The sequence below is a fragment of the Paenarthrobacter sp. 10N417 genome (genome assembly GCF_056394745.1).
The window spans coordinates 105,680-129,044 of sequence record NZ_JBFTIL010000012.1; the positions used below are offsets into that span (position 1 = coordinate 105,680).

The 23,365-nt window shown below is 60.0% G+C and carries 22 protein-coding genes; 14 read left to right on the forward strand and 8 right to left on the reverse strand.

What is annotated here, in order from left to right; translation table 11 throughout:
- The first annotated feature begins 76 nt into the window (after positions 1–76).
- From mpaM to AC1DCM_RS15670, 8 genes are read left to right on the forward strand one after another with little or no spacing between them, the layout of a single operon-like run.
- Positions 77–895 carry a daptide-type RiPP biosynthesis methyltransferase gene (gene mpaM / locus AC1DCM_RS15635; RefSeq protein WP_477518915.1) on the forward strand — a complete coding sequence of 273 codons (819 nt, stop codon included), beginning with the start codon at positions 77–79 and terminating at the stop codon, positions 893–895.
- A complete protein-coding gene (locus AC1DCM_RS15640) occupies positions 892–2,124 on the forward strand; it encodes a YcaO-like family protein (protein ID WP_477518916.1) in 1,233 nt (410 codons plus the stop codon). The genes mpaM and AC1DCM_RS15640 overlap by 4 nt, the downstream gene beginning before the upstream one ends.
- An 11-nt stretch (positions 2,125–2,135) precedes the next feature.
- Positions 2,136–3,803 carry a daptide biosynthesis intramembrane metalloprotease gene (gene mpaP / locus AC1DCM_RS15645; RefSeq protein WP_477518917.1) on the forward strand — a complete coding sequence of 556 codons (1,668 nt, stop codon included), beginning with the start codon at positions 2,136–2,138 and terminating at the stop codon, positions 3,801–3,803.
- A complete protein-coding gene (locus AC1DCM_RS15650; RefSeq protein WP_477518918.1) occupies positions 3,800–4,510 on the forward strand; it encodes an ABC transporter ATP-binding protein in 711 nt (236 codons plus the stop codon). Before mpaP ends, AC1DCM_RS15650 begins: the two co-directional genes overlap by 4 nt.
- Positions 4,507–5,256: a hypothetical protein gene (locus AC1DCM_RS15655; protein WP_477518919.1), complete on the forward strand. Its 750-nt coding sequence runs from the start codon at positions 4,507–4,509 to the stop codon at positions 5,254–5,256. The genes AC1DCM_RS15650 and AC1DCM_RS15655 overlap by 4 nt, the downstream gene beginning before the upstream one ends.
- Positions 5,257–5,943: a hypothetical protein gene (locus AC1DCM_RS15660; RefSeq protein ID WP_477518920.1), complete on the forward strand. Its 687-nt coding sequence runs from the start codon at positions 5,257–5,259 to the stop codon at positions 5,941–5,943. It abuts the gene before it with no gap.
- Positions 5,944–5,971: 28 nt separating this feature from the next.
- The gene (locus AC1DCM_RS15665) at positions 5,972–6,157 is read left to right on the forward strand and encodes a hypothetical protein (protein WP_477518921.1); all 186 of its coding nucleotides are present in this window, start codon (positions 5,972–5,974) and stop codon (positions 6,155–6,157) included.
- On the forward strand, positions 6,154–6,753 hold the full coding sequence (locus AC1DCM_RS15670) for an NUDIX hydrolase (protein WP_477518922.1): 600 nt from the start codon (positions 6,154–6,156) through the stop codon (positions 6,751–6,753). Before AC1DCM_RS15665 ends, AC1DCM_RS15670 begins: the two co-directional genes overlap by 4 nt.
- Before the next feature lie 8 nt (positions 6,754–6,761).
- Here the strand turns inward: AC1DCM_RS15670 and ggt are convergent, their stop codons facing one another.
- Together ggt and AC1DCM_RS15680 are read right to left on the reverse strand one after the other, a co-directional pair.
- On the reverse strand, positions 6,762–8,603 hold the full coding sequence (ggt, locus tag AC1DCM_RS15675; protein WP_477518923.1) for a gamma-glutamyltransferase: 1,842 nt from the start codon (positions 8,601–8,603) through the stop codon (positions 6,762–6,764).
- 138 nt (positions 8,604–8,741) lie between these two features.
- Complete coding sequence (locus AC1DCM_RS15680) at positions 8,742–9,734, reverse strand: LacI family DNA-binding transcriptional regulator (protein WP_477518924.1); 993 nt, start codon at positions 9,732–9,734, stop codon at positions 8,742–8,744.
- 169 nt (positions 9,735–9,903) lie between these two features.
- On the opposite strand from AC1DCM_RS15680, the gene AC1DCM_RS15685 reads away from it, so the two are divergent.
- The 4 genes from AC1DCM_RS15685 to AC1DCM_RS15700 all read left to right on the forward strand — a co-directional run bounded on the left by AC1DCM_RS15685 (position 9,904) and on the right by AC1DCM_RS15700 (position 13,981).
- Positions 9,904–11,205 (forward strand): sugar ABC transporter substrate-binding protein, encoded by a 1,302-nt coding sequence (locus AC1DCM_RS15685; RefSeq protein WP_477518925.1) that lies wholly within the window; start codon positions 9,904–9,906, stop codon positions 11,203–11,205.
- A gap of 53 nt (positions 11,206–11,258) precedes the next feature.
- Complete coding sequence (locus tag AC1DCM_RS15690) at positions 11,259–12,152, forward strand: carbohydrate ABC transporter permease (RefSeq protein ID WP_477518926.1); 894 nt, start codon at positions 11,259–11,261, stop codon at positions 12,150–12,152.
- Entirely contained in the window at positions 12,149–13,009 is an 861-nt protein-coding gene (locus AC1DCM_RS15695; RefSeq protein WP_477518927.1) for a carbohydrate ABC transporter permease, read from the forward strand. The genes AC1DCM_RS15690 and AC1DCM_RS15695 overlap by 4 nt, the downstream gene beginning before the upstream one ends.
- A gap of 63 nt (positions 13,010–13,072) precedes the next feature.
- Positions 13,073–13,981, forward strand: coding sequence for a nucleoside hydrolase (locus AC1DCM_RS15700; RefSeq protein WP_477518928.1), 909 nt, complete (start codon positions 13,073–13,075; stop codon positions 13,979–13,981).
- 109 nt (positions 13,982–14,090) lie between these two features.
- On the opposite strand, the gene AC1DCM_RS15705 is transcribed toward AC1DCM_RS15700, so the two are convergent.
- From AC1DCM_RS15705 to AC1DCM_RS15730, 6 genes are all read right to left on the reverse strand, one after another.
- On the reverse strand, positions 14,091–15,179 hold the full coding sequence (locus AC1DCM_RS15705) for a type I restriction endonuclease (protein WP_477518929.1): 1,089 nt from the start codon (positions 15,177–15,179) through the stop codon (positions 14,091–14,093).
- A 90-nt stretch (positions 15,180–15,269) separates the two neighbouring features.
- Positions 15,270–16,424, reverse strand: coding sequence for a glycerate kinase (locus AC1DCM_RS15710; protein ID WP_477518930.1), 1,155 nt, complete (start codon positions 16,422–16,424; stop codon positions 15,270–15,272).
- Between the two features lies 1 nt (position 16,425).
- Positions 16,426–17,880 (reverse strand): C4-dicarboxylate transporter DctA, encoded by a 1,455-nt coding sequence (gene dctA / locus AC1DCM_RS15715; RefSeq protein WP_477518931.1) that lies wholly within the window; start codon positions 17,878–17,880, stop codon positions 16,426–16,428.
- A 93-nt stretch (positions 17,881–17,973) separates the two neighbouring features.
- The gene (locus AC1DCM_RS15720) at positions 17,974–19,071 is read right to left on the reverse strand and encodes a tartrate dehydrogenase (RefSeq protein WP_477518932.1); all 1,098 of its coding nucleotides are present in this window, start codon (positions 19,069–19,071) and stop codon (positions 17,974–17,976) included.
- Between the two features lie 132 nt (positions 19,072–19,203).
- Positions 19,204–20,094, reverse strand: coding sequence for a LysR family transcriptional regulator (locus tag AC1DCM_RS15725; protein ID WP_477518933.1), 891 nt, complete (start codon positions 20,092–20,094; stop codon positions 19,204–19,206).
- Between the two features lie 11 nt (positions 20,095–20,105).
- Positions 20,106–20,900 (reverse strand): GntR family transcriptional regulator, encoded by a 795-nt coding sequence (locus AC1DCM_RS15730; protein ID WP_477518934.1) that lies wholly within the window; start codon positions 20,898–20,900, stop codon positions 20,106–20,108.
- Positions 20,901–21,122: 222 nt separating this feature from the next.
- On the opposite strand from AC1DCM_RS15730, the gene AC1DCM_RS15735 reads away from it, so the two are divergent.
- A complete protein-coding gene (locus AC1DCM_RS15735; RefSeq protein ID WP_477518935.1) occupies positions 21,123–22,160 on the forward strand; it encodes a succinylglutamate desuccinylase/aspartoacylase family protein in 1,038 nt (345 codons plus the stop codon).
- Positions 22,157–23,344, forward strand: a complete 1,188-nt coding sequence (locus AC1DCM_RS15740) for a M24 family metallopeptidase (RefSeq protein ID WP_477518936.1) — start codon at positions 22,157–22,159, stop codon at positions 23,342–23,344. The genes AC1DCM_RS15735 and AC1DCM_RS15740 overlap by 4 nt, the downstream gene beginning before the upstream one ends.
- The last annotated feature ends 21 nt before the right edge of the window (positions 23,345–23,365 follow it).

The window sequence follows — 23,365 nt, forward strand, 5'->3', positions numbered from 1 at the left end:
CACGCGGGTGGCGCGACGCTTCGCCGCCGCCCGCGTGGATCCCCGACTCCTACCAACTCCCGGAGAACACGAGCTGATGAATATCCCGCCCGACAAATCTGCCGATGCCATCCTGCGCGTCCTTGGCCACTTGGATCCTCCCGAGGATCTGTACAGCGTTGCAGGCTCCCGTCTTTACGATCAGATCACCGCTGATGACCTCACCGAACTGCCCGAGATCCTGGCTGCAGCACGCAAAACCACCGGGCCCATTCTTGAATTGGCTGCGGGATCAGGGCGGATCACCCGGCCACTCCTTGCCCTGGGACGTCCGCTGACCGCCGTCGACTCCTCGCCGGAAATGCTCGCGATGCTCGCGGAAAGGATCGACACCAAAGCCTTTAATCCCCGCGAAGTGCCGGTGGAGTTGCTCGAGGCGGACATGTCCCGATTTGAGATCGACGGCGGCTTCGGTTGCGTCGTTCTCGGCGCCAGTTCCATCACGCTCCTGGACCCCCAAGACAGGAGGGAGTTGTTCCGCCGCGTCCGTGACTGCTTGATGCCCGACGGACGCTTCTTGTTGACGGTACTGAACGCTGACAGTCACCAGGCATCGGAAAGACACGACGGCGGAACGACAGTTTCGGCGCTGGGCGAGGACGCATTCCTCATCACCGTGGAAAGCCGTGATCCGGTCAACGGGGCCCGGCACGTAACTATGATCCACGTTGGCTTCGATGAAGGCGGTACGTACCGATCCTCCGCGTATTCAAGCGACATCGCGTTCGTCAGTAACAGCCTCATCGAGGAAGAAGTGCTGGCAGAAGGCCTAACCATCCTCGAGCGTCGCTCAGTCCGCATCGCCGCGCAGGTTCCCGGCCTGAACGACATCGAGCTGTGGGTGTGTGGCAGATGAGCATCGATCCAGTACTTACCCTTGATCCGTCGCTGGGTCTGGTGTCCTCCGCGACGGTCTACCTGCCAAACGATGTAGGGCTCTGGCGAACCGTTGCGTCCCTCGCAAATGGGCGCCCCGACGGGAAGGGTTTCGCGACCGCCGTCGGAGCTTTTGACGTGAAGAAGAGATCCTCCATGACGCGGGGCGCAGGTGAGGCCGTAGAGCGTTTCGCGTTAGCGCCCATGGCAGCAGACGCTGAGCACCTCCTTGTCGGGAGGGACGCCATCGACAAGCGCATCGATTTTCTCAGCGCAGGGTTGGGACGCGCCTCCGCCCTCGCCTTCGACTTCCCGTGGTACCGGGCAACGGACTTGCTGACAGGCCAGGAATCACACGTACCGGCTCCTGTGGTGGACTACGCCGCTGCTGGATCCACGCATCCGGATCCATGGAACGGGTTCTTTGATCCATCGCCGAATGGCGCAGCGTCCGGTCCGTCAGAACACTTCGCGCGAGCATCCGGCATCGGTGAAGTCATAGAACGGGATGCCTTCCTTTCTGCCTGGCGCCAAAGGGTTCCCCTCCACGAGTTCGTGGCTGGGTCGATGCCGGCAGATGTGCTCCACGCCCCAGGCACACGGGGTTTGCTTCTGCTTCTGGAGGCTGCACGCAAAGCTGACATCGCCCCAACGCTGGCCTTCATCCCACAGGGTAAAAGTCCCTTGCATATTGGGGTCTGCATCATCGCTGGCGACACCGGGCACGGCCACTTCGGTGCTGTTGGACTCAAGGCGGCCGCCGACCCCGTCGCCGCTCTGAAGGGAGCCCTGCAGGAAGGCCTGCAGATTCGCGAACTCTTCTTGTCACGGACGCCATCGGCAGTTCAATTACCGGAGGTGGTAGACGACGAATCCCGCGCGGACTTCTGGACCACCGGGCAAGCCCTGGCTGAATTACTTTTGTGGGTTCGAACCTTCAGGCCTGCCCACTTTCCGCAGGTCAAATCCATTCCGAACGTCGACGTCCTGGTGAAGTTTTTGGCGGGGCGAGACATTCGATCACACTGGGTCAGCCTCACCCACCGCCTCCCAGCGGCAATTCAGGAACTCGGGTGGGTAGCGGGCAAGGCGATTTGTCCCGGTGCTGTTCCCCTAACGATGGATGAAACCAAAGGACTGGTCCAGATGCCGTCCGGTTCGGTCTGTGACCCCGCCGGTATGTCCCTAACACCGCACCCGCTGATATGAGAAAGCTCGCCATGCTCGGATCACCCAAGACCCCGACACCCGTTCAGTGGCCGGTTCAGTTGGCGCCAGCGGCCTCCATTGATCAACCGTTAGCGGACGGCGGCCCCTGGATTGTTGCCACAAACAGTGTTCCAAAAGCCCGGGTTTCAGCAGATGTGGCCGCCGTCCTCAGAGCAGTTGATGGTGAGAGAAACCCCGCCCAGGTAGCCAACCTTTTGGGGTTGCCGTGGACGGCGGCCGACGTCATGGGGATCGTTCGGCAGCTGGCGCACACTGGCATTTTCGACGGCGGCACGAACCAGCCGAGGGACCGGCGGGTTCAATTCCGGCCACCCTTGACGGTGCAGTTCACCTTGTTCAATCCGGCGCCGCTGCTACTGCGATTCCGACCTTTGGTCGCTGCCTTTGCGCGACCGATAGCCGCACTGCCCCTTGCCCTGGTTCTCATAGGCGGCATGGTGGGAGCCCTGACGGCTGGCCCAAGCATTTGGCGGGTCTTGGCGACGCCGCTGCCACTTGAGGTATATCTGTACGTTGCTCTTGCGATGTTTGCCTCCACGTTGCTTCATGAATTCGGCCACGGAATGGCTCTCAGCTACTTTGGCGGCACCCCTCGGCGAATCGGCATCATGCTGTTCTACCTGTCCCCTGCCTTCTTCTGCGACGTAACCGATGGCTGGCGGCTGAGCTCACGAAAACAGCGGGTGGTGATCGCCCTCGCCGGGCCCCTGGTCCATCTTGGTCTGGGGAGCATCGCGCTGGCGGTGCAGACTTTACTTCCGGCGTCCTCGGTGAAGGATGCGGCTCTGCTCTACGGCATCATTTGTTGGGCTGTCGCCATTCTGAATCTTTTCCCATTCATCAAGCTGGACGGCTACGTTGCGTTGATGTCCGCTCTGGACATTCCCCATCTTCGCCAGAAATCCGTGAAGGCACTGGCCGACGTCGTTGGCTCCCGGGTTCTAGGAGCGCGGGCCAGTTTTCGCGGTAATGGTTTGCTCCCGTGGTTCGGACTGGCGAGCTTCATCTCTGGCGTCGGCTTCATGATGATTGGCTTTCAACGCATCGTGCCGATCTTCCTGCAGCTCGGATACATAGGGCACATTGTGGTGTTTGCCATCCTCTGCTTGCTCGTAGTGATGGCTTCCAGGAGTGTGGTTCAGTTCTTCCGCGGGGCTGCGGAGAACGGAAGCCCGCTGTGGAGGCGTGTCCTTTTCATGCTCGCAGGCTCTCTTGCTATCGGAGTTCTTCTCGCCGTGATCCCAGTGAATCGGGTGACCTTAGCGGGCTACACCTATTTGAATGGCCAGTTGCTCATCGTGACGCCCGACGGGGCTGACAATCGCGAGCTGGAACCGGGCGATACCGTCACGTTGCAGTCGCAGGGAATGGTCATTCACGAAAACCTGGGCCACGCCACGATTGGGGAGCACCCGCCGTCGTCATCCACTGCACCTGTGGACACCATCGTTCCCATAGCGCTCGCAGGTACCGCCCTGCCTGTGCTGGCCTACGCAGGTCAGGTGGAAGAAAGCACATCCCTCCGCGCTTCCGGGCGGGCAGAAGTAGCGAGCCGACTCCAAACAACTTTGGGGGAGTGGCTCTGGCAAGCCATTTCGCATTCCCCGTTATGGCCCGGACAACCCGAACGGGACGACTCCACGAGAGGGCACTCATGACAATCCACGCCAGCTTTGAGGGATTCACCAAGAGAAGAGGCAAACGATTGACCGTCGACGATCTGACGTTCGACGTGCCTGCCGGGCGGATTGTGGGACTCATCGGACCCAACGGTGCCGGCAAGAGTACGGCACTTGGAGGACTGACAGGTTTGGTGGAGGCGACGTCGGGCCGGGCAACAGTCTTCGGAACCGCCTACCGCTTGCTAAAGAGGCCAGCCGTACACGTTGGAGTGAACTTGGACGGGATGGAAGTAGAGCCTGGATTGACGGGCCGCCGTCATCTTCAGATTTGCCAGTTGGCAACAGGCGTGGATCGGGAAAACGTTGAACGGGTCCTGGAAATCGTGGACCTTGCTGCTCATGCGGACAGAAAAGTGCGCGACTACTCGCTGGGGATGAAACAACGGCTGGGGATTGCGTCCGCCATTATCGGTAACCCTCGACTGCTTGTCCTCGACGAGCCCGCGAACGGCCTGGATCCGGAAGGCATCCAGTGGTTGCGCGGCTTTCTGCGCCGGTTTGCTGAGTCCGGCGGGAGTGCCTTGGTCTCAAGCCACCAGCTGATGGAACTCGAACAAATTGCCCATGACGTCGTCATTCTCAAACAGCGGACATTGTTCCAAGGGACCCTCGAGGAAGCGAAGGCTCTCGGCGGCGGAAGCCTAGAATCTGCGTATTTCAAGATCCTGGAGGGTGCCCAGTGACGGTCCATTCGAACTCCAACTGGGCCGGTGGACTACGGGCAGAACTACTGAGGTACTTCAGCGGATATTCCATATTGGGCATCGTCGCTTTCAGCGCCTTGGTGCCCTGGTTCGTGGCCAACTTCCTCGGCTGGCCGGACAATGCAGATCAGCTTTCCACCGCGGACAACATTCAAGCATTTTGGGCTTTGGCCACCACTATTGCGATCGTGGCCACCTTTGCCGGGAGCTACCTGGTCACACGGGAGTCCTACTACGGGACCCTCCGACGCAGCGTGGTGATGAGCGGGCCAATGCACCTTGTTGCGGTCAAGTACGCCGCAGCCTTGGTGGTCGGGATCGCCACTCTGACGGCGGGGATCGTGGTTTGGGGAGCCAGCGTAGCCTTCACCCTGCCATTGGAAATGCGCGCGGACCTCCTCACCCCAAGGTCTTGGGAAGCCCTGCCCGGCGTCGTGGTCGCGTCCGCTATTGGTTCCCTGTGGGGTTGCTCGCTCGGCTGGATCATTCGGCACTACTACGCGACGACGATCGTCACCATGCTTATTCCGCTCGCCGTCGAACTGCCCATCTTGGCAAACGATCCGGAAATAGGGCGTTGGCTGCCCTCCGGCGCGTTGGCAGGCATTGCCTCTCTTCCTTTTGAGGGCCTTCTTCAACCAGGTCCCGCGGTCTTGGTCTCGCTGGCGTGGCTTCTGGCAGCAAGTGCCGGCGCGGTTGCCGTGCTCAAGAGAAAGGAGTTCTAAATGGTGTCCTCGCTTCTTGCGGATCTTCGCCGCCCGTGGCTGTGGAAGGGTTCCGGGATTGCTTCCCTGCTGGTGATCGGACTGCTGGTTGCGCTCCTGGTGACCGCCAGGCTCGAATCCACCACCCCTCCAGGTCTTGAAGGAGTTTTTCGAGGGGCAGGGTTATCGCTCATGCTCACGGGTGCGGGTGTGATGGGCTCTTTTTCCTTCACCGCGGATTTCCGGGCAGGATGCCTTACACGCAGGGTTCTGTTGTTTCAAAGGAACCCGGCGTTCATTGCAAGAGCACTTACAACTGCTCTGGCAGCAATCCTGAGCGGCGCGATGGTGGGCATCTGCTTCGGTCTTGCCGGGGGAATATTCGCCCAAGGATGGCAGGTCAGCCCGCATGTGGTGCTGGCCTTCGCTGGAATGGCAGCCATGGGATCGGCCTGGGGATTCGCGATCGGTTCCCTTCTTCGCAGCCACCTTGTGAGCCTCTTCGCGGTTCCCCTCAGTTTGGTTATGCCGCAGATCCTGTCCCTGGGCAGTGCCGAGACGTACCTCTTCCCATTCCAAGCTGCCGACTGGGCGAATCAAGCGGCAGTCCACATACCGGCGTCGGAGTCTTTCTTCGGGGCCGTTGCTTGGCTGTTAATCGTCTTGGGGGCAGCCTGCGCCGTGTTCTCCAAACGTGACTTGGCCTGATATCTACCACTCAATCAAGGAACTCATTGTGAATCGTAAACCGATGGTCTGGCTGCTTCTCGCCCTCATTATGGCCTCCTACGCCACCTACATTTTCCTCTCAAGCGGCAGCGAATCTGTTTGGTCCTTTATTTCCGGAATCATCATCGCGGCAGCTTCGTTGGTGATGGTGTGGAGATTCTGCCGGGAACTCAAGACCAACCGCCAAGAGTGAACAATTCGGACGAATTGTGGCGAAAGCTCTGGACGACGCGTGCTTACAAAGGCTTTGTCACCATCAATCAGGACACCTACTTGGAGGCTGACGGCTCAGTTTCAACCTGGGACGTCATCGCAAGCCCGGACTCCGCAGCAGTTCTCGCCTTCACGGACGGTGGAACCGATGTGGTGCTGTTTGAGCAGTTCCGCGTCGGGCCAGGAAAAACCTTGCTGGAACTGCCCGGGGGATACCTGAATGAGAACGAAGCTCCCGTAGATGGCGGCCAGCGCGAGTTGGCCGAGGAAACAGGTTACCAATCGTCAGCCGTCTACTACGCAGGATCCGAATGGTGGTCCGCCAACTCGTCCCGGCGGAAGCATTTGATCATTGCAGCAGAAGCCCGCCTCGGAAGCGACCCATCGTGGGACCCTTCCGAGGCGGGCTTCGTGCGGTTACTGCCCAGCGACGAACTGATGGACTTCCTGCTGAGCGGTGAGCTGACGGACGCGGGACTCGCCTGCCGCGGACTTATGAAGTTCGCTGCCAGCGCCCAAGAGAGCCCGACGTTGGAAAAACTGCAGGCAACAGTCCGAGGCCTGTTTCCTGGCTAATACGTCAATCACGGCCCGCTGCTTGGCTTCAAAACCATGGCCGATCCACCTCCACGACGTTTCGGCTCAGCTGCAGCCGTAAGCTTTCCGCCGTCGCCGAACTCAATCGCCGTGGCCGCACCTATTTCGGCCGCTGAGGTGAAAGCATCACCGGCCGGGACCAGATCATGGCCCAACGATTTCAGTGCAGGACCATAAGCATCAATGAACGCCGGCTCGGAACTCACGGTGGGCCCGTTTCGAGGAGCTGCACGCGGAGCTGCGATGGCCTCAGAGATATCCATCCCCAGGTCAACGCGATTCAGAATCGTCTGCAACACGGTGGTGATGATGGTGGATCCGCCCGGGGAGCCGAGAGCCAGGAACGGGTCACCGTCTTCCAGGATGATGGTTGGCGACATCGAAGAACGGGGACGCTTGCCTGGCTGGATCCTGTTGGGATCAGTCGCCTTGTATTCGGCGCTGAAGTCAGTCAACTCATTGTTCAAGAGGAATCCGCGGCCTGGGACGACGATCCCTGATCCACCCGTCTGCTCAATGGTCAGGGTGTACTCCACAACGTTGCCCCATTTGTCGGCGACCGTCATGTTGGTGGTGGAAATGTTCTCGGTGTCCGTCTCGTCGGCGAGAGGTGCTGCCGCGGCCGGGCACGCGCCGTCGTACTTTGTTATGTCACCAGGGGCGACCGGCTTCTTAGCCGCGGCAGTCGGATTGATCTCGCAAGCCCGTTCCTTGCCGAAAACCTCATCGGTGAGGACATCGGTGGGAACGTCAACGAATTTCGGGTCACCCACATACGCGCCACGGTCCGCGAACGCCAGCGAGCTGGCCTCGACATAGTGGTGCAGGGCATCCTTCGGTTCCATGCCGGCGAGATCGAAGTTTTCAAGAATGTTCAGCGACTCGCCAACCGTGGTGCCGCCGCTGCTGGATGGCGCCATCCCGTAGACGTCATAGCCGCGGTAGTTCACGTGCGTCGGATCCTGATTAACGGCTTCGTACGCAGCCAAATCGTCAGTGGTCATGAACCCGGTTGGAACGGGCAGATCAGTGTCGCCCGATTTCGGCGGCGCTTTTACTGCGGAGACAATTTCCTCTGCCAGCGGACCCGTGTAGAAAGCGCTGGTGCCTTGCTTCGCCAGCAGGCGGTATGTCTCGGCCAGCTCGGGGTTCTTGAAGATACTCCCGACGGCGGGAGCGTCACCGCCGGGGAGGAACAGGTCCTGCGTGGAAGTGAAGGTGTTGAAACGGAACTTGTTATCAAGGGTCTGGTTTCGGAACGTATCGTCCACCACGAAACCGCGGTTGGCTACCTTGATGGCGGGCTTGAGTGCCTCGCCGAGGTTCAAAGTCCCCCAACGTTCAAGTGCGCGTTCCCAAGTTGCCGGGGTGCCGGGGACGCCGACAGAGACGCCGCTCGTTGGCAGCTCGGGCCGCTTCGTCGTAAAGAGATAGGGCTTGCCTGTGGCGGGATCGATGAACGCATCGTTCGGCATGGTTGCCGGCGCCGTTTCGCGGCCATCGATGGTGCTGACTTTCTTGGTCTTGGCGTCGTAGAACACGAAGTAGCCGCCGCCTCCAATGCCGGCGCTATACGGTTCTGTGACACCCAGAGTGGCAGCGGCGGCGACAGCTGCGTCGGCCGCGTTACCACCTTTGCGGAGTACTTCGATGGCGGCTGCTGAAGCTTCCGGATCGACTGTGCTCACGGCGCCGCCGTACCCGGTGGCAGTAGGGTTTTTGTCGGTTTCGCGAGGGTCGGCGAAGGCGGGACTCGCCACCGCTCCGCTTGTCACGCTCAGGGCCAGGGCTGCGGTGACCGCAGCCAATTGGCGTCTCACATGTGTCATGGTTCTCCCAGATTTTTCCCAGACGATGATGTGGTTGGACGGTCCGGCCACCCTACTTCGGGACATTGGGGAGATTCAACGGGTTGTTTTCGCCGCCAAAAGCTGGCAGGGGGCTCAGCCTCTGAACGGCCCAGCTTGTCAGGCGCGGGACGATTTGCGAACGATCAGCTCGAAGTCAAAGAGTTCGTTGACGATTGTTTTGTTCCCGTCGGCGTCGTCGTTCCCGTCGACCAGGATCTCAACAGCGCGGTTCGCTATGGATTGCGTTGGCTGCCGAATGGAGGACAGAGGAGGCACGGAGAATTCGGAGGCGGCAGTCCCATCGACGCCGATCACGGCAAGTTCGTTCGGAACATTGAGACCAAGTGTGTAGGCAGCGAACAAAACACCGTGGGCTTGTTCATCCGTTGTCGCGTAAATGGACCGTGGGGCATCGGAAGTTCTGAGCCACTCCAAGGCAACCTCTGCGGCTCCAGCCCTGGAGATCGGTGACGCCCGTCGGGAAACAGTCACTGATGTGCCGGAAACGGCTCGCTCGAAACCAGAGGCATGCTGCCTGGTGCCCACGGAGTCGACTGGCCCGTTCAGCAGACCGATGCTCTGGTAGCCCTCTTCAAGCAAATGACGCGTGGCCACATAGGCGGCTTGCTCGTAGTCGATGGTCAGGGATGATGCATGTTGTCCAGCCGACAGTGGGTGGAGTGCAACAACAGGTAGACCCGCAGCGTTTATCGGTTTTAGATCAGGCTCGTCGAGTAGCGAAACAAGGATGATGGAGTCCGCCTTCCTTTCGATGAACGACTCCATGAGACGGCGTTCCTGCTCCTCCACCGTTGCGGAATCCCCAATCAACAGCAGGTGGCCGCGTTCTGCGGCAGCAACTTCTACTGCCCTCGCCAGTTCGGCAAAGAATGGGTTGGCGATGTCCGGGACGATGAGGCCGATGGACCTGGTCTTGCCTGCGCTCAGTGCACGCGCCAACGCGTTTGGCTTGTAGTCCAGTTCCTTGGCAGCCTTGAGCACGCGTTCACGGGCAGCCGCGGAAACTGCGCGGGGGCCGTTGTTGAACACGTAACTGACAACAGCGTTTGACGTTCCTGCCAGTTTTGCCACGTCTCTGGCTGTCGGCATGGGCTTCTCCTGATGTGCTAACGGTCTAACCGGGTAGATCTGTTGATCATAACTGCTGGGGCTGATGATTCAATACTTCGGAAATCTCTTGTCAAAGCTATTTCCTCCGCGTAGTCTAACCGGTTAGATGCTCGTTTCGCATCCGACTCAATCTCCAGAAAGGCTTCCCGTGAAGCACAATCTCCTTGCAGCCACGTCGCTGCTTGCGGCCGGAGCAATCTTCCTGTCCGGCTGCTCCACGAGCTCCCAGAACTCGCCTTCTGCACTAGGAAGTGAAGGCTCCGGAACTGGCACAGTAAATCTTCTTGGTCCTGAAGATCCGGCCACTTTCGCCCCAGTCATTGCCGCTTTCCAAGCTAAGAATCCGGACATTTCCATCAAGTATTCGCAGGTGCCGTTCGACCAACTCAACCCAACGCTCCAGCAGCGGCTTGGAGCCAAGGACGACACAATAGATGTCTATACAGTCGATCAGCCGAGGCTGTCACAGTTGGCTGCTCAAGGTTTCCTTGAGGACCTGAGCAGTCTGAAGGAGCCCGCCAAACCCGCCGTTCCGGACGCGCAGTTCAGTGTCAACCTTTACGAAGACAAGCTTTGGGCGCTGCCCATCTGGAACTCCACCCAAATGCTGTTCTTCAACAAGACAGCCCTGGATGCGGCCGGCGTGAAGCACCCGTCGGTTGATCCCTCCCAGCGAATGACGTGGGAACAGATTGTTGCCGACGCCAAGAAGGTCCAGGCGGCGGGAACGCAATACGGCCTGCTCCTTGAACAAGTGGAGGCGTACTATCAGCTGCAGCCCCTGGCGGAGTCCGCTGGCGGAGGTTCAGGCATCACTGGCGACAAGATGTTGACCACGGACATCGAAAACGCGGGCTGGGAAAAGGCCATGCAGTGGTATGCGGATACGTTCGCGTCGGGACTCTCTCCCCGGGGCGTTGGCGGTTTCCAGACCAGCCCGGTCTTCACGTCCGGCAATGTGGCGTACTTTGTTGGGGGCCCTTGGGATGTTGGCGGGTTCGCCAAGACGGACATCGATTGGGGAGTGGCGCCCATGCCGTACTTCGAGGGCGGAAGTCAGGTAACGCCAACAGGCTCGTGGTCATGGGGCATCAATCCAGCATCCAAGAACAAGGCGGCCGCAAAGAAGTTCCTGGAGTTTGCATCCCTGGACCCGGCAGGAAACCTGGCCACCACCGAATCGACCACCATCATCCCGGCCAACGGTGCTGCAACGGCCCAGTATCTGCCCAAGCTTGAAGCGTTGGGCGGTGACCACAGCAAGGGGCTGGCTAAGTTGATCGAACACGAAAACACTCAGACGGCAAAACCGCGCCCGGTCAGCGTTGGCTATATCCAGTTCGAAGAAATCATGGGCAAGGCCTTCGCTGATATCCGAAACGGGACTCCAGTCAACGAGCGACTGAAGCAGGCATCCCAGCAGATCACCGACGCTTGGAAGCGGCTCTAGGCATGTCCCCCTCGCAAACAACCAATCGTCCACGTGCAACGCAGCATCGAACCGTGGCGGTGCCTCCGGTTCGTCGCAGGAGGCGTGCATCGTTGGTGGCAGTGGCGGCGGCGTTCCTGGCTCCCGCTTTGATCAGCCTGATAGTGCTTCGTCTTGCACCCGCGGCTGTGGCCCTGTGGGAGAGCCTGTTCCGTGAAAGCTTCCTGCGTGGTGGAACAGTGTTTGTGGGCTTTGAAAACTACGGGGACCTCTTTGGCAATGCAGACTTCAACAACGCCCTGCTGGTGACGCTGGTCTTTTCGGCAATCGTGAACCCTCTCCAGATTGCTGTGTCGTTCCTGCTTGCTGTTCTCTACACCCGGAAGGCTGCCGGCGCAAAGGTTTGGCGCTCCCTTGTGGTCCTTCCGATAGCAGTCCCGCCTGCAGTTTCGGCGGTGGTGTGGAGCGTCATCTACCGGCCCGACGGCCTGGGTAATTCATTCCTTGACCTTCTGGGACTTCCGGCGCAGCCGTTCCTGACCTCGCCGCAGCAGTCGCTCGCTTCCATCATGGTGCTCCTGAGCTGGATCGGCGTCGGCTATTGGATGCTGTTCCTGATCGCCGGTATCAACGATGTTCCCAACGAGCTCTACGAGGCCGCATCCATCGATGGAGCCTCGGCCTGGCGGAAGCTCTGGTCCATCACGTTCCCCTTGGTCCGTCGACCTCTTGCCTTCGTCCTGGTTGCCGACACCGTTTCCAACTTCCTGATCTTCGCGCCCGTCCAAATACTCACCAAAGGCGGTCCGTCAGGTTCCAGCAACCTGCTCATGTATGACATCTACACCCGGGCTTACACCCTCGGGGACCTAAGTAAAGCCCAAGCGGAAGTGATCATTCTCGTGTTACTGACCCTCGCCGTCGTCGCCTTGCAATTCCGGCTGCTTCGAAGCTCTGATGCGGCATGAGTACGGTCGCCGCGGCCAAAGCATCAGGGCGCCGGAGCCTTGGCTACATCGCGCTGAGCGTCGTGGGCGCCTGTGTTGGACTGTTGTTCCTGATCCCGCTCTGGTGGACGTTCGTTAATTCGCTGCGACCCGGTGGCGATACCTTCCGGTACCTGAACCCGTTGCAATGGGAAACGTTCTTCACCATGACTCCGAGCCTGGACAACTATGCCGAGCTGCTGCGCAGCAACCTGGGCCTGGCCATGCTGAACTCGATATTCGTCAGCGCGGCCACCGTGGTGATCGGGCTCGTGATTTGTTCCATGGCAGCTTTCGCCCTCGCCGCCATCCCATTTCGTGGAAGCGGCGCTGTCTTCGTGGTGGTGGTGGTGAGCTTCCTGATCCCGTTCGACGCGATCGCCATCCCGTTGGCGGACCTCTTCCGTGACTGGAACCTGCAGAATACATATGCGGGGCTGATCCTTCCCGGTTTGGGAAATGGCATGGCGATATTCCTTCTACGCACGTTCTTCCTGGCCATTCCCAAGGACCTGGTGGAAGCAGGCCGCTTGGACGGTTTGGGCTGGTGGGGCATCTTCCGGCGGATCTATCTGCCGCTGTCCGTTCCGTCCCTCATTGGCGCTGGACTGACGCTCTTCCTGTTCCAATGGCAGTCCTACGTTTGGCCGTTGCTCAATGGCACGGACGAGCAGCACATCCTGGGTCCTATCGCACTGTCCAATCTCCAAGGTCAGTTCAACGTGGACTACGGCGTGATGTTCGCTGGGTCGATAGTCCTTACGGTGATTCCGCTCGCCATCATCATTGGGTTCCAGCGCTACTTCATCCAGTCCGTGACCACCACCGGTCTCAAGTAACTCCCCATCAATCACCTCGGCACGGCACACCCCTGTCCGAAGCAAACTACAGAAGGAACAACCATGGGTGCTCAGCACCGCATCATCCTTGACACCGACATTGGATCCGACGTCGACGACGCACTGGCTTTGGCCCTGATCTTTGGCTCACCCGAGGCTGAACTCCTTGGCGTCACCACGGTGTACGGGGACACTCTGCTGCGGGCTCGGCTCGCAAAGCGGTTCGGCAAACTGTCGGGCCGTGATATCGCCGTGTATCAGGGAATTGCCAGCCCGAAGTCAGGCCGTGAAGTGTGGTGGCCCGGTCACGAAGGTTCCTTGCACGACGGACTCCCGCAGGAAACCATCGAGTCCGAGGACGCCGTGGCGTATCTTGTGCGCGAAGTCGCCAACAATCCCGGACAGATCGACCTGATTGCGATTGGACCCCTGACGAACATCGCGGCGGCCCTTGAAACTGATCCAACGTTCGAGCGTAATGTGCGGCATCTGTGGATCATGGGCGGAGCGTTCGGCACGGGCGAAACCGAGCACAACTTCCGCAGTGATGACCAAGCAGCGCGGACCGTTTTCGCTTCCGCCCTCAATATCACCGTCACCGGCCTTGAAGTAACGCGCCAAGTGGAGATGCGCCGGGACCAGCTCGAGCTGATCGCTGCGGCCGGCCCGCTAGGGCAAGCGCTCGACGCCGATATCCGGCAGTGGTGGGCGTTCTGGAACGAGGAATGGAATGTTCCCCACGACCCCATCACGGTCCTGACGCTGCTTCGACCGGAACTTTTCGAAGTGTCCGGACCCGGTACGGTCTCGATCACGTGCGACGGCGACTCGGCTGGCCTGAGCACGTTCACCCCGGATTCCGAGGGCCGGGTTCGGCGCGTTATCAGCATCGACGCCCAAGCAGTCGCGAACGAAATCAGCACCAGGATCGTCAAAGCAGGCAAGCTGCTGCATAACGTGGAAACTCCCTGAGCCTGACCATGCCGTCACTGCTGGGCGGAGCGCGTGCTTCGCTCAGCAGTTACGGGGTCGGCCGGTAGCCAGCGCTGTGCGGGATGCGTTTCACCGCATCCCGCCTGGGTTAGAGGTAGCTCTTTACGCTGGCGCGAAGCGCTTCCGTGTGCTCGTAGATTTCCTCCAGTGATCTGATGGGCACTCGGGTTTCCTCTTTGTTTGCGTCGAACAAACCGATGTACTTCTGGCTTCGATTGAAATGCAGTCGAGCGATGGGCTTGCGGTTGTTGTCATCCAGCAGCACGGCGAAATATGACTTCGCGTCTCTTTGGACAACGCGCGCCGGTTTTACTTCACTACACACAATGGCCCGGACGATCTGGTAGCCCTCAATTTCTTCAAGAGTCGTTTCTATTGTGTCGGCTTCTGCAAGGTCAGCTTCTGCAACCGGCTGGCTTGATACGGCAGCCGCAGCGACATCATCGCCAGCCGTATATGCCTGTGCACCGAGGGCCTTCTTGAGCCGTTCGTTGACCTGATCGTTGAGGAATTGCTTAGAGGCTTTGGCAACGAGACTTGTAAATTGCTCCCGGACGCGTTGCGTGTAGGGGCCTGTGTAGACACGAGCGGTGAGGAACTTGACCCACTCGTCTTCTGGTTCCCGGAATTGTGCCGCGAGTGTTCTCTTCAGTTCCCCGATGTATTTCAATTCCTCGGCGGCGCTGATGATGGAGTCAAGATCGAACACATCCTTCGATAACTTCTGAAGTTCGGGAAGCAGAGTTTCATCAATGTCGTTCAGGTCCAGTACCAGGAAGGGTTTAGCGTCCATGCGGTTGGGCGCATCAAGGTCAGTGAAGAACTGGTAGATCTCACCGTTAGTGAGGATCGCGATCCTTGCGTTCGTAACCGCAAAATAGCGGAAGAGTTGTGATGCGTGCTCGATCTTCACTGGTTCGATTGACTTCTTACACTCAATCAAGATCTGGATCTCACCATCTTTCACGATGGCGTAATCGACCTTTTCGCCCTTCTTCACACCGACATCTGCTGTGAACTCGGGAACGACTTCTAACGGATTGAAAACGTCATAGCCCAAAATCGAGGAGATAAATGGCATTACGAAGGCGTTCTTCGTGGCTTCTTCGGTCTCAATGACTCCCCGCTGCTGCCGCACCTTTGCTGCCAGCGCCGCAAGTCGTTCTGCAAACTCCAATTTGACCCCCATGGTCTCAGGAACGATTAGTGAGCCCCACAGTATCCGAGGCATGCGACAAAACTGTGCAATGAGACTCTGGGCCCCAAATCAGGCCCTCACAGCCTCCAGCACACTTTCGCCGATTTCCCTGCCGATCTGGTGAAGCAACTCCGCTGAAAGCAAAGGGTCTTTCGAGGAGTCCAGCGAAGTGTAGTCAGCCAGCGCATACACCCGGGACAGAGACATCTCGGCCCACCGCTCCTGCGGCAGCAGCGAGCGGCCGGCGACGGCGATGATGGGCCGGGTGCCGGAACGGCGGGCGACGGCGGCTGGCAGCTTCCCGGCCAGGGTCTGCTCGTCGATGCTGCCCTCGCCGGTGATCACAAGATCGCAGTTCTCCTTGCGGCCATCGAAGTCCAAGAGGTCCAGGAAGTAGTCGGCGCCTGACACTTGCTTCGCACCCAAAGCCAAGCAGGCGAAGCCGATCCCGCCGGCACTGCCTGCGCCTGGCGATTCAGCTAACCCGGTGTCCGCAAACCCCGTGTCAGCGAGCACCGAAACGAAGTGCGTCAGACCGGCGTCGAGCGTTGAAACATCGGCGGGGGAGCAGCCCTTCTGGGGCCCGAAAACCGCGGGTGCACCGTCGGTACCGCACAGGGGGTTGTGGACGTCGCTCGCGAGGATGAGTTCCACGTTCGCCAGTTCCGGCACCAACGAGCCGGACACCGAGTGCACCTGAGAGAGCGAGCGCCCGTTGCCTGGCAGCGAGAGACCGGACACATCCAGGAACCGGAGGCCCAACGCGGTGAGCATCCCCATTCCACCATCGGTGCTGGAACTGCCGCCGAGCGCCAGCACCAAACGCACCGGCCGGAGGCCCAAAGCAAACAGCACAGCTTCGCCGAAACCGCGGCTTGAGGACTCCATTGGCGCCAAGTCACCTTGAGGCAGGACGGCCAAACCGCACGTGTTCGCGACCTCCACAACTGCCGTGGCGCCGTCGAACGCTATGTTTGCCTGGACGGGATGGCCCGTGGGACCGGTGACGGTCCAGTTGTAGCGGCCGAAGCCGGATGCGACGGCGGCATCGACGCTGCCGTCACCTCCGTCCGCGAGTGGAAGGAGTTCGCAGCCAAGCGCCCCGACCGGACTGGCGGCACGGAGTCCGGCAGCCAGGGCTTCCGCAACCTCGCCGGCGGTGAGACTGCCTTTGAACTTGTCGGGGGCGATGAGCACGGTCTTCGGGGCGATGGAGTTGTTCATGTCAGAGGGATTTCGAGTAGGCGGGGCGACGGTCGACGGAGGCAGCTGGTCCAGAAGGCACGACGGCGGCTGAGTGTTTGGGTGCCTCGTCCGGCTCGGTCTCCTCCTCCATAGGGATCGCCGGAGTGTCATCCACGGGCATCGGTTCCACGGTCTCGCCGGCAAAGACGCGGCGGACTCGGTCGGTGTCCAGAGTGCGGTCCCAGCGGGCGATGACCAGAGTGGCCACGGCGTTGCCGGTGAAGTTCACCAGGGCTCGGCACTCCGACATGAACTTGTCGATGCCGAAGATCAGCATGATTCCGGCCGCGGGGATGGTGCCGAGCGTAGTGAGCGTGGCAGTGAGGGCAATGAAACCGCCACCGGCAACGCCTGCTGCACCCTTTGACGTCAGGAGCATCACCGCGAGCAGGCCGAGCTGCTGGCCAATGGTCAGCTCCGTGTTGGTTGCCTGTGCGATGTACAGGGCAGCGAGCGAAAGGTAGATGGCGGCGCCGTCCAGGTTGAAGCTGTAACCGGTAGGCACCACCAGGCCAACCGTCTCCTTTTTCACGCCGGCATGTTCCAGCTTGCGCATCAGGCCAGGCAGGGCAGGTTCAGCCGTGGACGTGCCCAGAATGAGCATGTACTCCTCTTTAAGGTGCCGGATCATGGTAAAGATGTTCAACCGCAGCATGGCCATGATGGAGCCGAGCACCACAATCACGAACAGGATGGACGTGCCGTAGAAGAGGGCAATCAATCCACCCATGCTGGTCAGCGACGAAACACCGTACTTGCCCACCGCGAAGGCCATGGCACCGAAAGCACCCAGCGGAGCGGCCTTCATGATGAAGCCCAGGATCTTGAACATCACGCCGGTCAGCCGTTGGACGCCGTCCAGCACCGGTGCGCCAACTTTGCCCATGGCGTTCAGGGCGATGCCGAACACCACAGCAATGAAGATGATCTGCAGGATGTCGCCCTCAACGAACGGGCCCGCGATGCTGTTGGGAATGATGTGGGTTATGAACTGCCACCACTCCTGGTGCTGCCCGGCATCGATCAACTTCGCAGCGGACTCGGAGGTCTTGATTGTGCTGGCATCAGCGTTGACCCCGTCCCCAAGCCGGAAGACATTGATGGCGACCAAGCCGAACACCATGGCGCAGATGGTGCCGATCTGGAAGTAGGTGAGGGCCTTCAGGCCAGTCATTCCCACCTTCTTGAGATCGGCCACGCTGGCGATACCACCCACGATGGTTAGGAACACGATGGGGCCGATGAGCATCTTCATTGCGTTCACAAAAGTGGTGCCGATGGGTTCCATGGCGATGCCCGCGGTCGGAGCGAGCCAGCCCAGGAGGATGCCGACCAAGATCGCGGTGAGCACCCAAAAGTACAACTGCCGATACCAGCGGGTCTTGCGTGGCATGTTCTTATCTGCTGGCGATGCGCCGGCGGTGATGTGTTCCATGATTCCTACCTCGTTGTGGAATGTCTCTGGAGAAGCTGAAGGGGAGGTTCGACGGCGGCCGGCTGACCGCCGTCGAACGTTTACTCTGTTGGGTTAGACCGCCGCGAGAGTGTGGGTGAGGGCAGAGATGATGGCCTCGGTGACGTCGTCCGTGGTGGCCTCGCCGCCAACGTCGCGGGTCAGGTGGCCGGAACCGGTCGCCTGCTCGATCGCTGCTTCGACGCGGCGGGCCTCCTCGTGGAGGCCGAAGTGGTCCAGCATGAGTGCCGCGCTGGCGATCGCACCAATCGGGTTGCTGATGCCTTGGCCGGCGATATCCGGTGCGGAACCGTGAACCGGCTCGAACATGGACGGGAAGCGGCGCTCCGGGTTCAGGTTTGCGCTCGCGGCAAGCCCCAAGCTGCCGGCGAGGGCGGAGCCGAGGTCCGAGAGGATGTCGGCGTTCAGGTTGGAGGCAACTACCACGGACAGGTCCTCGGGCTTGAGAATGAACTTGGCGCTCATGGCGTCAACCAACACGCTCTCTGTCTGCACGTCAGGGTAGTCCAAGGCGACGCGCTGGAAGGTTTCGTCCCAGAGGACCATGCCGTACTGCTGGGCGTTGGACTTGGTGACGGAGGAAACCTTCTTGACCGTGCGGGTCCGGGCCAGGTCGAACGCGAAACGCATGATGCGCTCGCAGCCCTTTTCCGTGAAAAGCGCGGTCTGCAAAGCGACTTCGTTGCCGGGACCGCGGCCGCTCAGGTTGCGGCCGCCAAGACCGGCGTATTCGCCTTCGCTGTTTTCGCGGACAACGATCCAGTCGAGTTCGATGTTGTCCGCTTTGCGAAGCGGGGACTGGATGCCTGGAAGGAACTTGACCGGGCGGATGTTGGCCCACTGGTCGAAGTTCTGCGTGATGTTCAGGCGCAGGCCCCAGAGGCTGATGTGGTCCGGGACGTTCTCCCAGCCGACGGCTCCGAAGTAGATGGCGTCGAAATCCTTGAGGGCGTCCAGGCCTTTGGGGTCCATCATCTGCCCCGTCTCCTTGTAGTAGCCGCAACCCCAAGGGAACTCGGTCCATTCGAAGGCGAACTTGCCGTTGGAGTTCTCAGCCAAAGCATCCAACACGCGGCGTCCGGCGGAAACGACTTCCTTGCCCACACCATCTGCGGGAATCGATGCGATGCTGAATTTCTGGGTGGCGCTCATGCGGACCTCCTCGTTGAGTTATTAGCAGTGGGCCTGTTAGCAGGGTCACACTGTTCTTCCTCTTCAAGTAGACGGTTCAGCGCCTATTGGCGTCCAAGACTTAGTTTCGATACGGCTGATAGGTAGTGCCTATCAGTTTCCGCCGTAACTGCTTGCCACGTCCAAGAACGCTCTGGCAGCAGGCGTGAGATTTTCCTTCCGGCTCAGCACAGCGACATCCAGATAATTGACTGGCTCGATCAACAGCGTCCTCAGGCCCGCCTTATGCGCCGTGGGTGCCCATGACGACGGCATCACAGCGTGACCGACCCCTGCCAGAACCAACGGAAGGATGGACGTCCTGTGGGCGACTTCCACCACGATCTCCACTTCCACGCCGTGCGCCAAAGCGTCGTCCACCATCCAGCGCATGAGTGACCCACGCTGGCTGACGATGAGGCGATGATTGCCGAGGTCCTCGCGTTGGATGGCTGTGTCCTTCGGCGCGAACGTGTCCGCTTGTGGGTTGACGATCAAGATCAGGGGTTGGCGCTCAAGCTCCAGGACTTCGACGCCAGGCACCTTGATTTTGGTAGGCGAGCCCGCCAAGCCGATCTCGCTGCTGCCGCTGCGGACGGACTCGATCACTTCTTCCGGCGTGAAAGCGGCGCCCACGTTGAGTCGGACCCACGGATGGAGCTTGGTGAAAGCGGCGATCATGGAGGTTAAAGGTTCGATGCCGGGAGAGGGCATCGTGATGATGTCCAGTCGGCCGCTGCGCATTCCCCTCAAAGACTGGACGGCAGATTGGGCCGCATCGAGATCCCTCATCACCAGGCGAGCCGGGCCCACGAGTTCCTTGCCGGCTTCGCTCAGGACTGCGCGCCTGCCAATCCGATGGAACAGGGGAACGCCGAGCTCTTTCTCAAGGCTCGCAATGGTTTGGGACAGTGATGGTTGGGCGATCAGAAGATGCTCGGCCGCGCGGTTGAAACCGTCGTGATCCACGACGGCGAGGAAGTACTTGAGCTTTCGCGTGTCCACGGTGTGGGGTCCTATGAAAGCCGCTGCCAATGGGACCTGTACGAGTAGGACTCCGGGAGGAAATAGCTGGACTGAAGCTCGACCATGGCGTGCTGATTGTCGTAGTAGGCAAGGTCGATGCGCAGCGAAGTTTCTCCTTCTTCGCGTTGAAGGTTCGTGGCTGCCTCTGCTGACAAGCCCGATGCGGTGATGCTCTGCTCTGCGCTTGCGATGCCTCCGGGGATGCGCTCATCCAGGATTTCGGCCACAGTCCTATACGATGCGGTCCCGGGTTCCTTTAGTTCGCTTACATCCTGGAGCATTTCCCCGATGTGAGGGGGCATAAACACCGAGGTGTAGCAAAAGGCGCCCTGGTCGCTAAGGCGCCGGAACGAAGCGCAGGCCACGTCGTCCGTCGGCAGGCGGAGCCTGCCTGCTGCAGCCAGGTCAATGCGCTTATGGAGCGGGATGACGAGTTCGTAGCGCGAATCATGGACCGATGAGAGCAAGTCCCGCGCCGAGGTGAATTGCCGTCCGGTCCCACCTGAGGGTGCCAGGAACGTACCTTTGCCTGCGATTCGTACGATCAGTCGTTCCCTTGCTAGCTCTTCCAAGGACTTGCGGACTGTCTGGCGGCTTAGCCCGAACTGTTTCATCAGTTGGGCCTCTGTGGGCAGCATAGCGGTATCAGGCAGGACGTTCATCTTGATGGCTTCCCGCAGTGCCCTGCCGAGCCACTCGTAACGCTTTTCACCCGGCAACGGTCCGGCACGCCGGATGTCGCTGAGGAGTGATTCCATGTCGAGGGTTTCGATGGAAGTGGTCACAGTGGCCGCCTTCGCTTGATTGTACGTACAAATACCACCATAGCGAATACCACCAACTTCAGCCACTCCCCGCCCCTGCGCACTCCGGTCGGCATCGTTCACGTTCCGTGCGCGAAAAGAGAGAACCTTTTAGGCCTCTAGACAACCGTGCAACAATACATGTACCGTAAATGAACGTACAAATAGGCGGTTTGTCATGACTGCGCAAGGAGGCATTGTCAGATGACTGAAAACCCAAACTTGACCGTGGGTGGGCTCGAAGTGGAGCCAGGAGTGAAAAAGAAGGGCTGGCTCAAGCTGGGCACCAGGCCGGATGGGACGCCCTTGGGCATCCCACTGGTAGTGATTAACGGTGCCAAGCCAGGCCCGAGACTGGCCCTGATCGCTGGTGTGCACGGAGACGAGTATGACTGCTGCGAAGGTCTTCGACGGTTTCTGTCCGATGTTGATCCATCGACGCTTTCCGGGGCTATTGTCGCCACCACACAGGCCAACCCCGCGGCATTTGAAAGCTTCTCCCGCCACAGCCCGGTAGACCACCTGGATCTAAACAGGTGTTTTCCCGGTAACCCTGATGGCTTCCTGACTGAACGCGTTGCAGACGCGCTTGTCACGCACATCATGGCCGGAGCGGACTACCTGCTTGACATGCACAGCGGCGGAATGACTCTTGGCCTCATGCCGTTTGTTGGTTTCGATGACAGCCCGGGGGAAATCGGTGAGAAGTCCTTCAAGCTGGCTCAATCAACCGGTATTGAAACCTTGTATGCGGCCGTGCCGTTCAAGAACGTTCTGCGATTGGTCGCTGCCGAGAGCGGAGTCCCGTCCATTCTGGTCGAAATCGGGTCGGAAGGGCGCATGCGGGAGGACCTGGCGGAACAGGCCAGAATGACGCTTGCCGGTGTTGCCCAGCGGCTTGGCATGGTTCCGGAATCGGAAAAATGGACGATCCCTTACACGGAGAATCACATCATCGTCCGCGCAGCGAAGACGGGGGAGTTCCTGCAGGCACCAACGGGCGGGTTCCTTCTGCACCGTGTGGCTCTGGGGCAGACCGTAGAGGCGGGAGAGATCCTGGGCGAGATTGTCGATCCCTTTGGCGAGCAACTTCACGAAATCCGCGCCCCACATGGCGGTCTTATCGGTGAAATGCGAACGGTTCCCGCCACAAGGATCGGTGACTGGACGTACGCCGTGCTGCCGATTGCAGGAAGCGTGCCCACCGGATCCGATCTGCAGACCCTTAGGACGTTGCCATGAATATGAAAACGGTTGAGACATCCGTGGAGTCACCCCTCTTTTACGGCGGTGACGGGCTACAGGAAACCAAAGTCCGGCGCATGCGAACCCTTATGGACGAGAGGGGGCTTGATGCAATCCTGTTCATTAAGCACGACGCCGTGAGGTGGATAACCGGGTTCTACGCAAAGGGGTACCGCCCCTTTATCGAGATCGAGTACCTGGCTCTGCTCATCAACAACGGCCCGGTAATTCTCGGAACCGCACTCAGCGGCGAACGCGCCCGGGCAATGTCACGCTCCAGGGCTGACGAAGTTGTGCAACTTGGCGGCCGGAGCACATGGGCGGGAACCGTCGAAGATCTTCTCAGCGCACACGGCTTGACGAAGGGTCGGATTGGCTTTGACTTCCTAACCCATGACCTGGACCGAGAGCTCCAAAACCGGCTTCCCAAGGCCGAGTTCGTGGACGCATCGGGTCTTTGGACCGACGCAACCAAAATCAAGGAGCCCGAAGAAATCGCCCTCCTAAGGCAGGCGCTGGCCATCACCCAGGACGGAATGAGGGTCGCCTTGGAAACAATCCGTCGGCCGGATGCGCCACGTGAAATTGATGTTGCTGCCGCGGCTGAGTACGAAATGCGCCTCGCGGGATCGGAAATGACGCCCTTCATTACCAACGTGGCGTCCGGACCAAACGCAGCCATCTTCGAAAGGCTCGCAACCGAACGACGGATTAACGACGGCGACATGGTGATCGTGGATCTTGGTTGCGTCTACCGCGGGTACACCGGAGATTTCGCACGCGGAGCTGTCCGCGGAAAAGCCTCCGGAGCCCAGAAGCGGCTCTACCGGGCCGCCTGGCTCGCCCAACAGGAAGCCATCCAGGCTATCCGGCCCGGAGTCACGTGTGCCTCCATCGACAAGATCGCACGCGATGTCCTCATCCAAGAAGGATACGGCGACTACACCATGCCCTGGGCCTCCGGCCACCAGCTCGGCTATGGCCTTCACGGGGCGCCGGTCATCGCACCGGGAGTGCACGACGTGTTGATGCCCGGAATGGTCATCAACATTGAGCCTGCCGCCTGCACCCCTGACCAGCCGGAAGTAGGCGGCGTCGAGATTGAAGACACCGTACTTGTCACGGAAAACGGATACGAAATGCTTACAAACTTCCCCTACGACGAAGACCTCTTGTCCTGACCCGGCTGCCCAGAAAGGTAG

Coding starts and splice junctions, on each gene's coding strand:
- mpaM (WP_477518915.1), top strand. CDS start 77: ATGAATATCCCGCCCGACAAATCTGCCGATGCCATCCTGCGCGTCCTT.
- AC1DCM_RS15640 (WP_477518916.1), top strand. CDS start 892: ATGAGCATCGATCCAGTACTTACCCTTGATCCGTCGCTGGGTCTGGTG.
- mpaP (WP_477518917.1), top strand. CDS start 2,136: ATGCTCGGATCACCCAAGACCCCGACACCCGTTCAGTGGCCGGTTCAG.
- AC1DCM_RS15650 (WP_477518918.1), top strand. CDS start 3,800: ATGACAATCCACGCCAGCTTTGAGGGATTCACCAAGAGAAGAGGCAAA.
- AC1DCM_RS15660 (WP_477518920.1), top strand. CDS start 5,257: ATGGTGTCCTCGCTTCTTGCGGATCTTCGCCGCCCGTGGCTGTGGAAG.
- ggt (WP_477518923.1), bottom strand. CDS start 8,603: ATGACACATGTGAGACGCCAATTGGCTGCGGTCACCGCAGCCCTGGCC.
- AC1DCM_RS15680 (WP_477518924.1), bottom strand. CDS start 9,734: ATGCCGACAGCCAGAGACGTGGCAAAACTGGCAGGAACGTCAAACGCT.
- AC1DCM_RS15695 (WP_477518927.1), top strand. CDS start 12,149: ATGAGTACGGTCGCCGCGGCCAAAGCATCAGGGCGCCGGAGCCTTGGC.
- AC1DCM_RS15700 (WP_477518928.1), top strand. CDS start 13,073: ATGGGTGCTCAGCACCGCATCATCCTTGACACCGACATTGGATCCGAC.
- AC1DCM_RS15710 (WP_477518930.1), bottom strand. CDS start 16,424: ATGAACAACTCCATCGCCCCGAAGACCGTGCTCATCGCCCCCGACAAG.
- dctA (WP_477518931.1), bottom strand. CDS start 17,880: ATGGAACACATCACCGCCGGCGCATCGCCAGCAGATAAGAACATGCCA.
- AC1DCM_RS15720 (WP_477518932.1), bottom strand. CDS start 19,071: ATGAGCGCCACCCAGAAATTCAGCATCGCATCGATTCCCGCAGATGGT.
- AC1DCM_RS15735 (WP_477518935.1), top strand. CDS start 21,123: ATGACTGAAAACCCAAACTTGACCGTGGGTGGGCTCGAAGTGGAGCCA.
- AC1DCM_RS15740 (WP_477518936.1), top strand. CDS start 22,157: ATGAATATGAAAACGGTTGAGACATCCGTGGAGTCACCCCTCTTTTAC.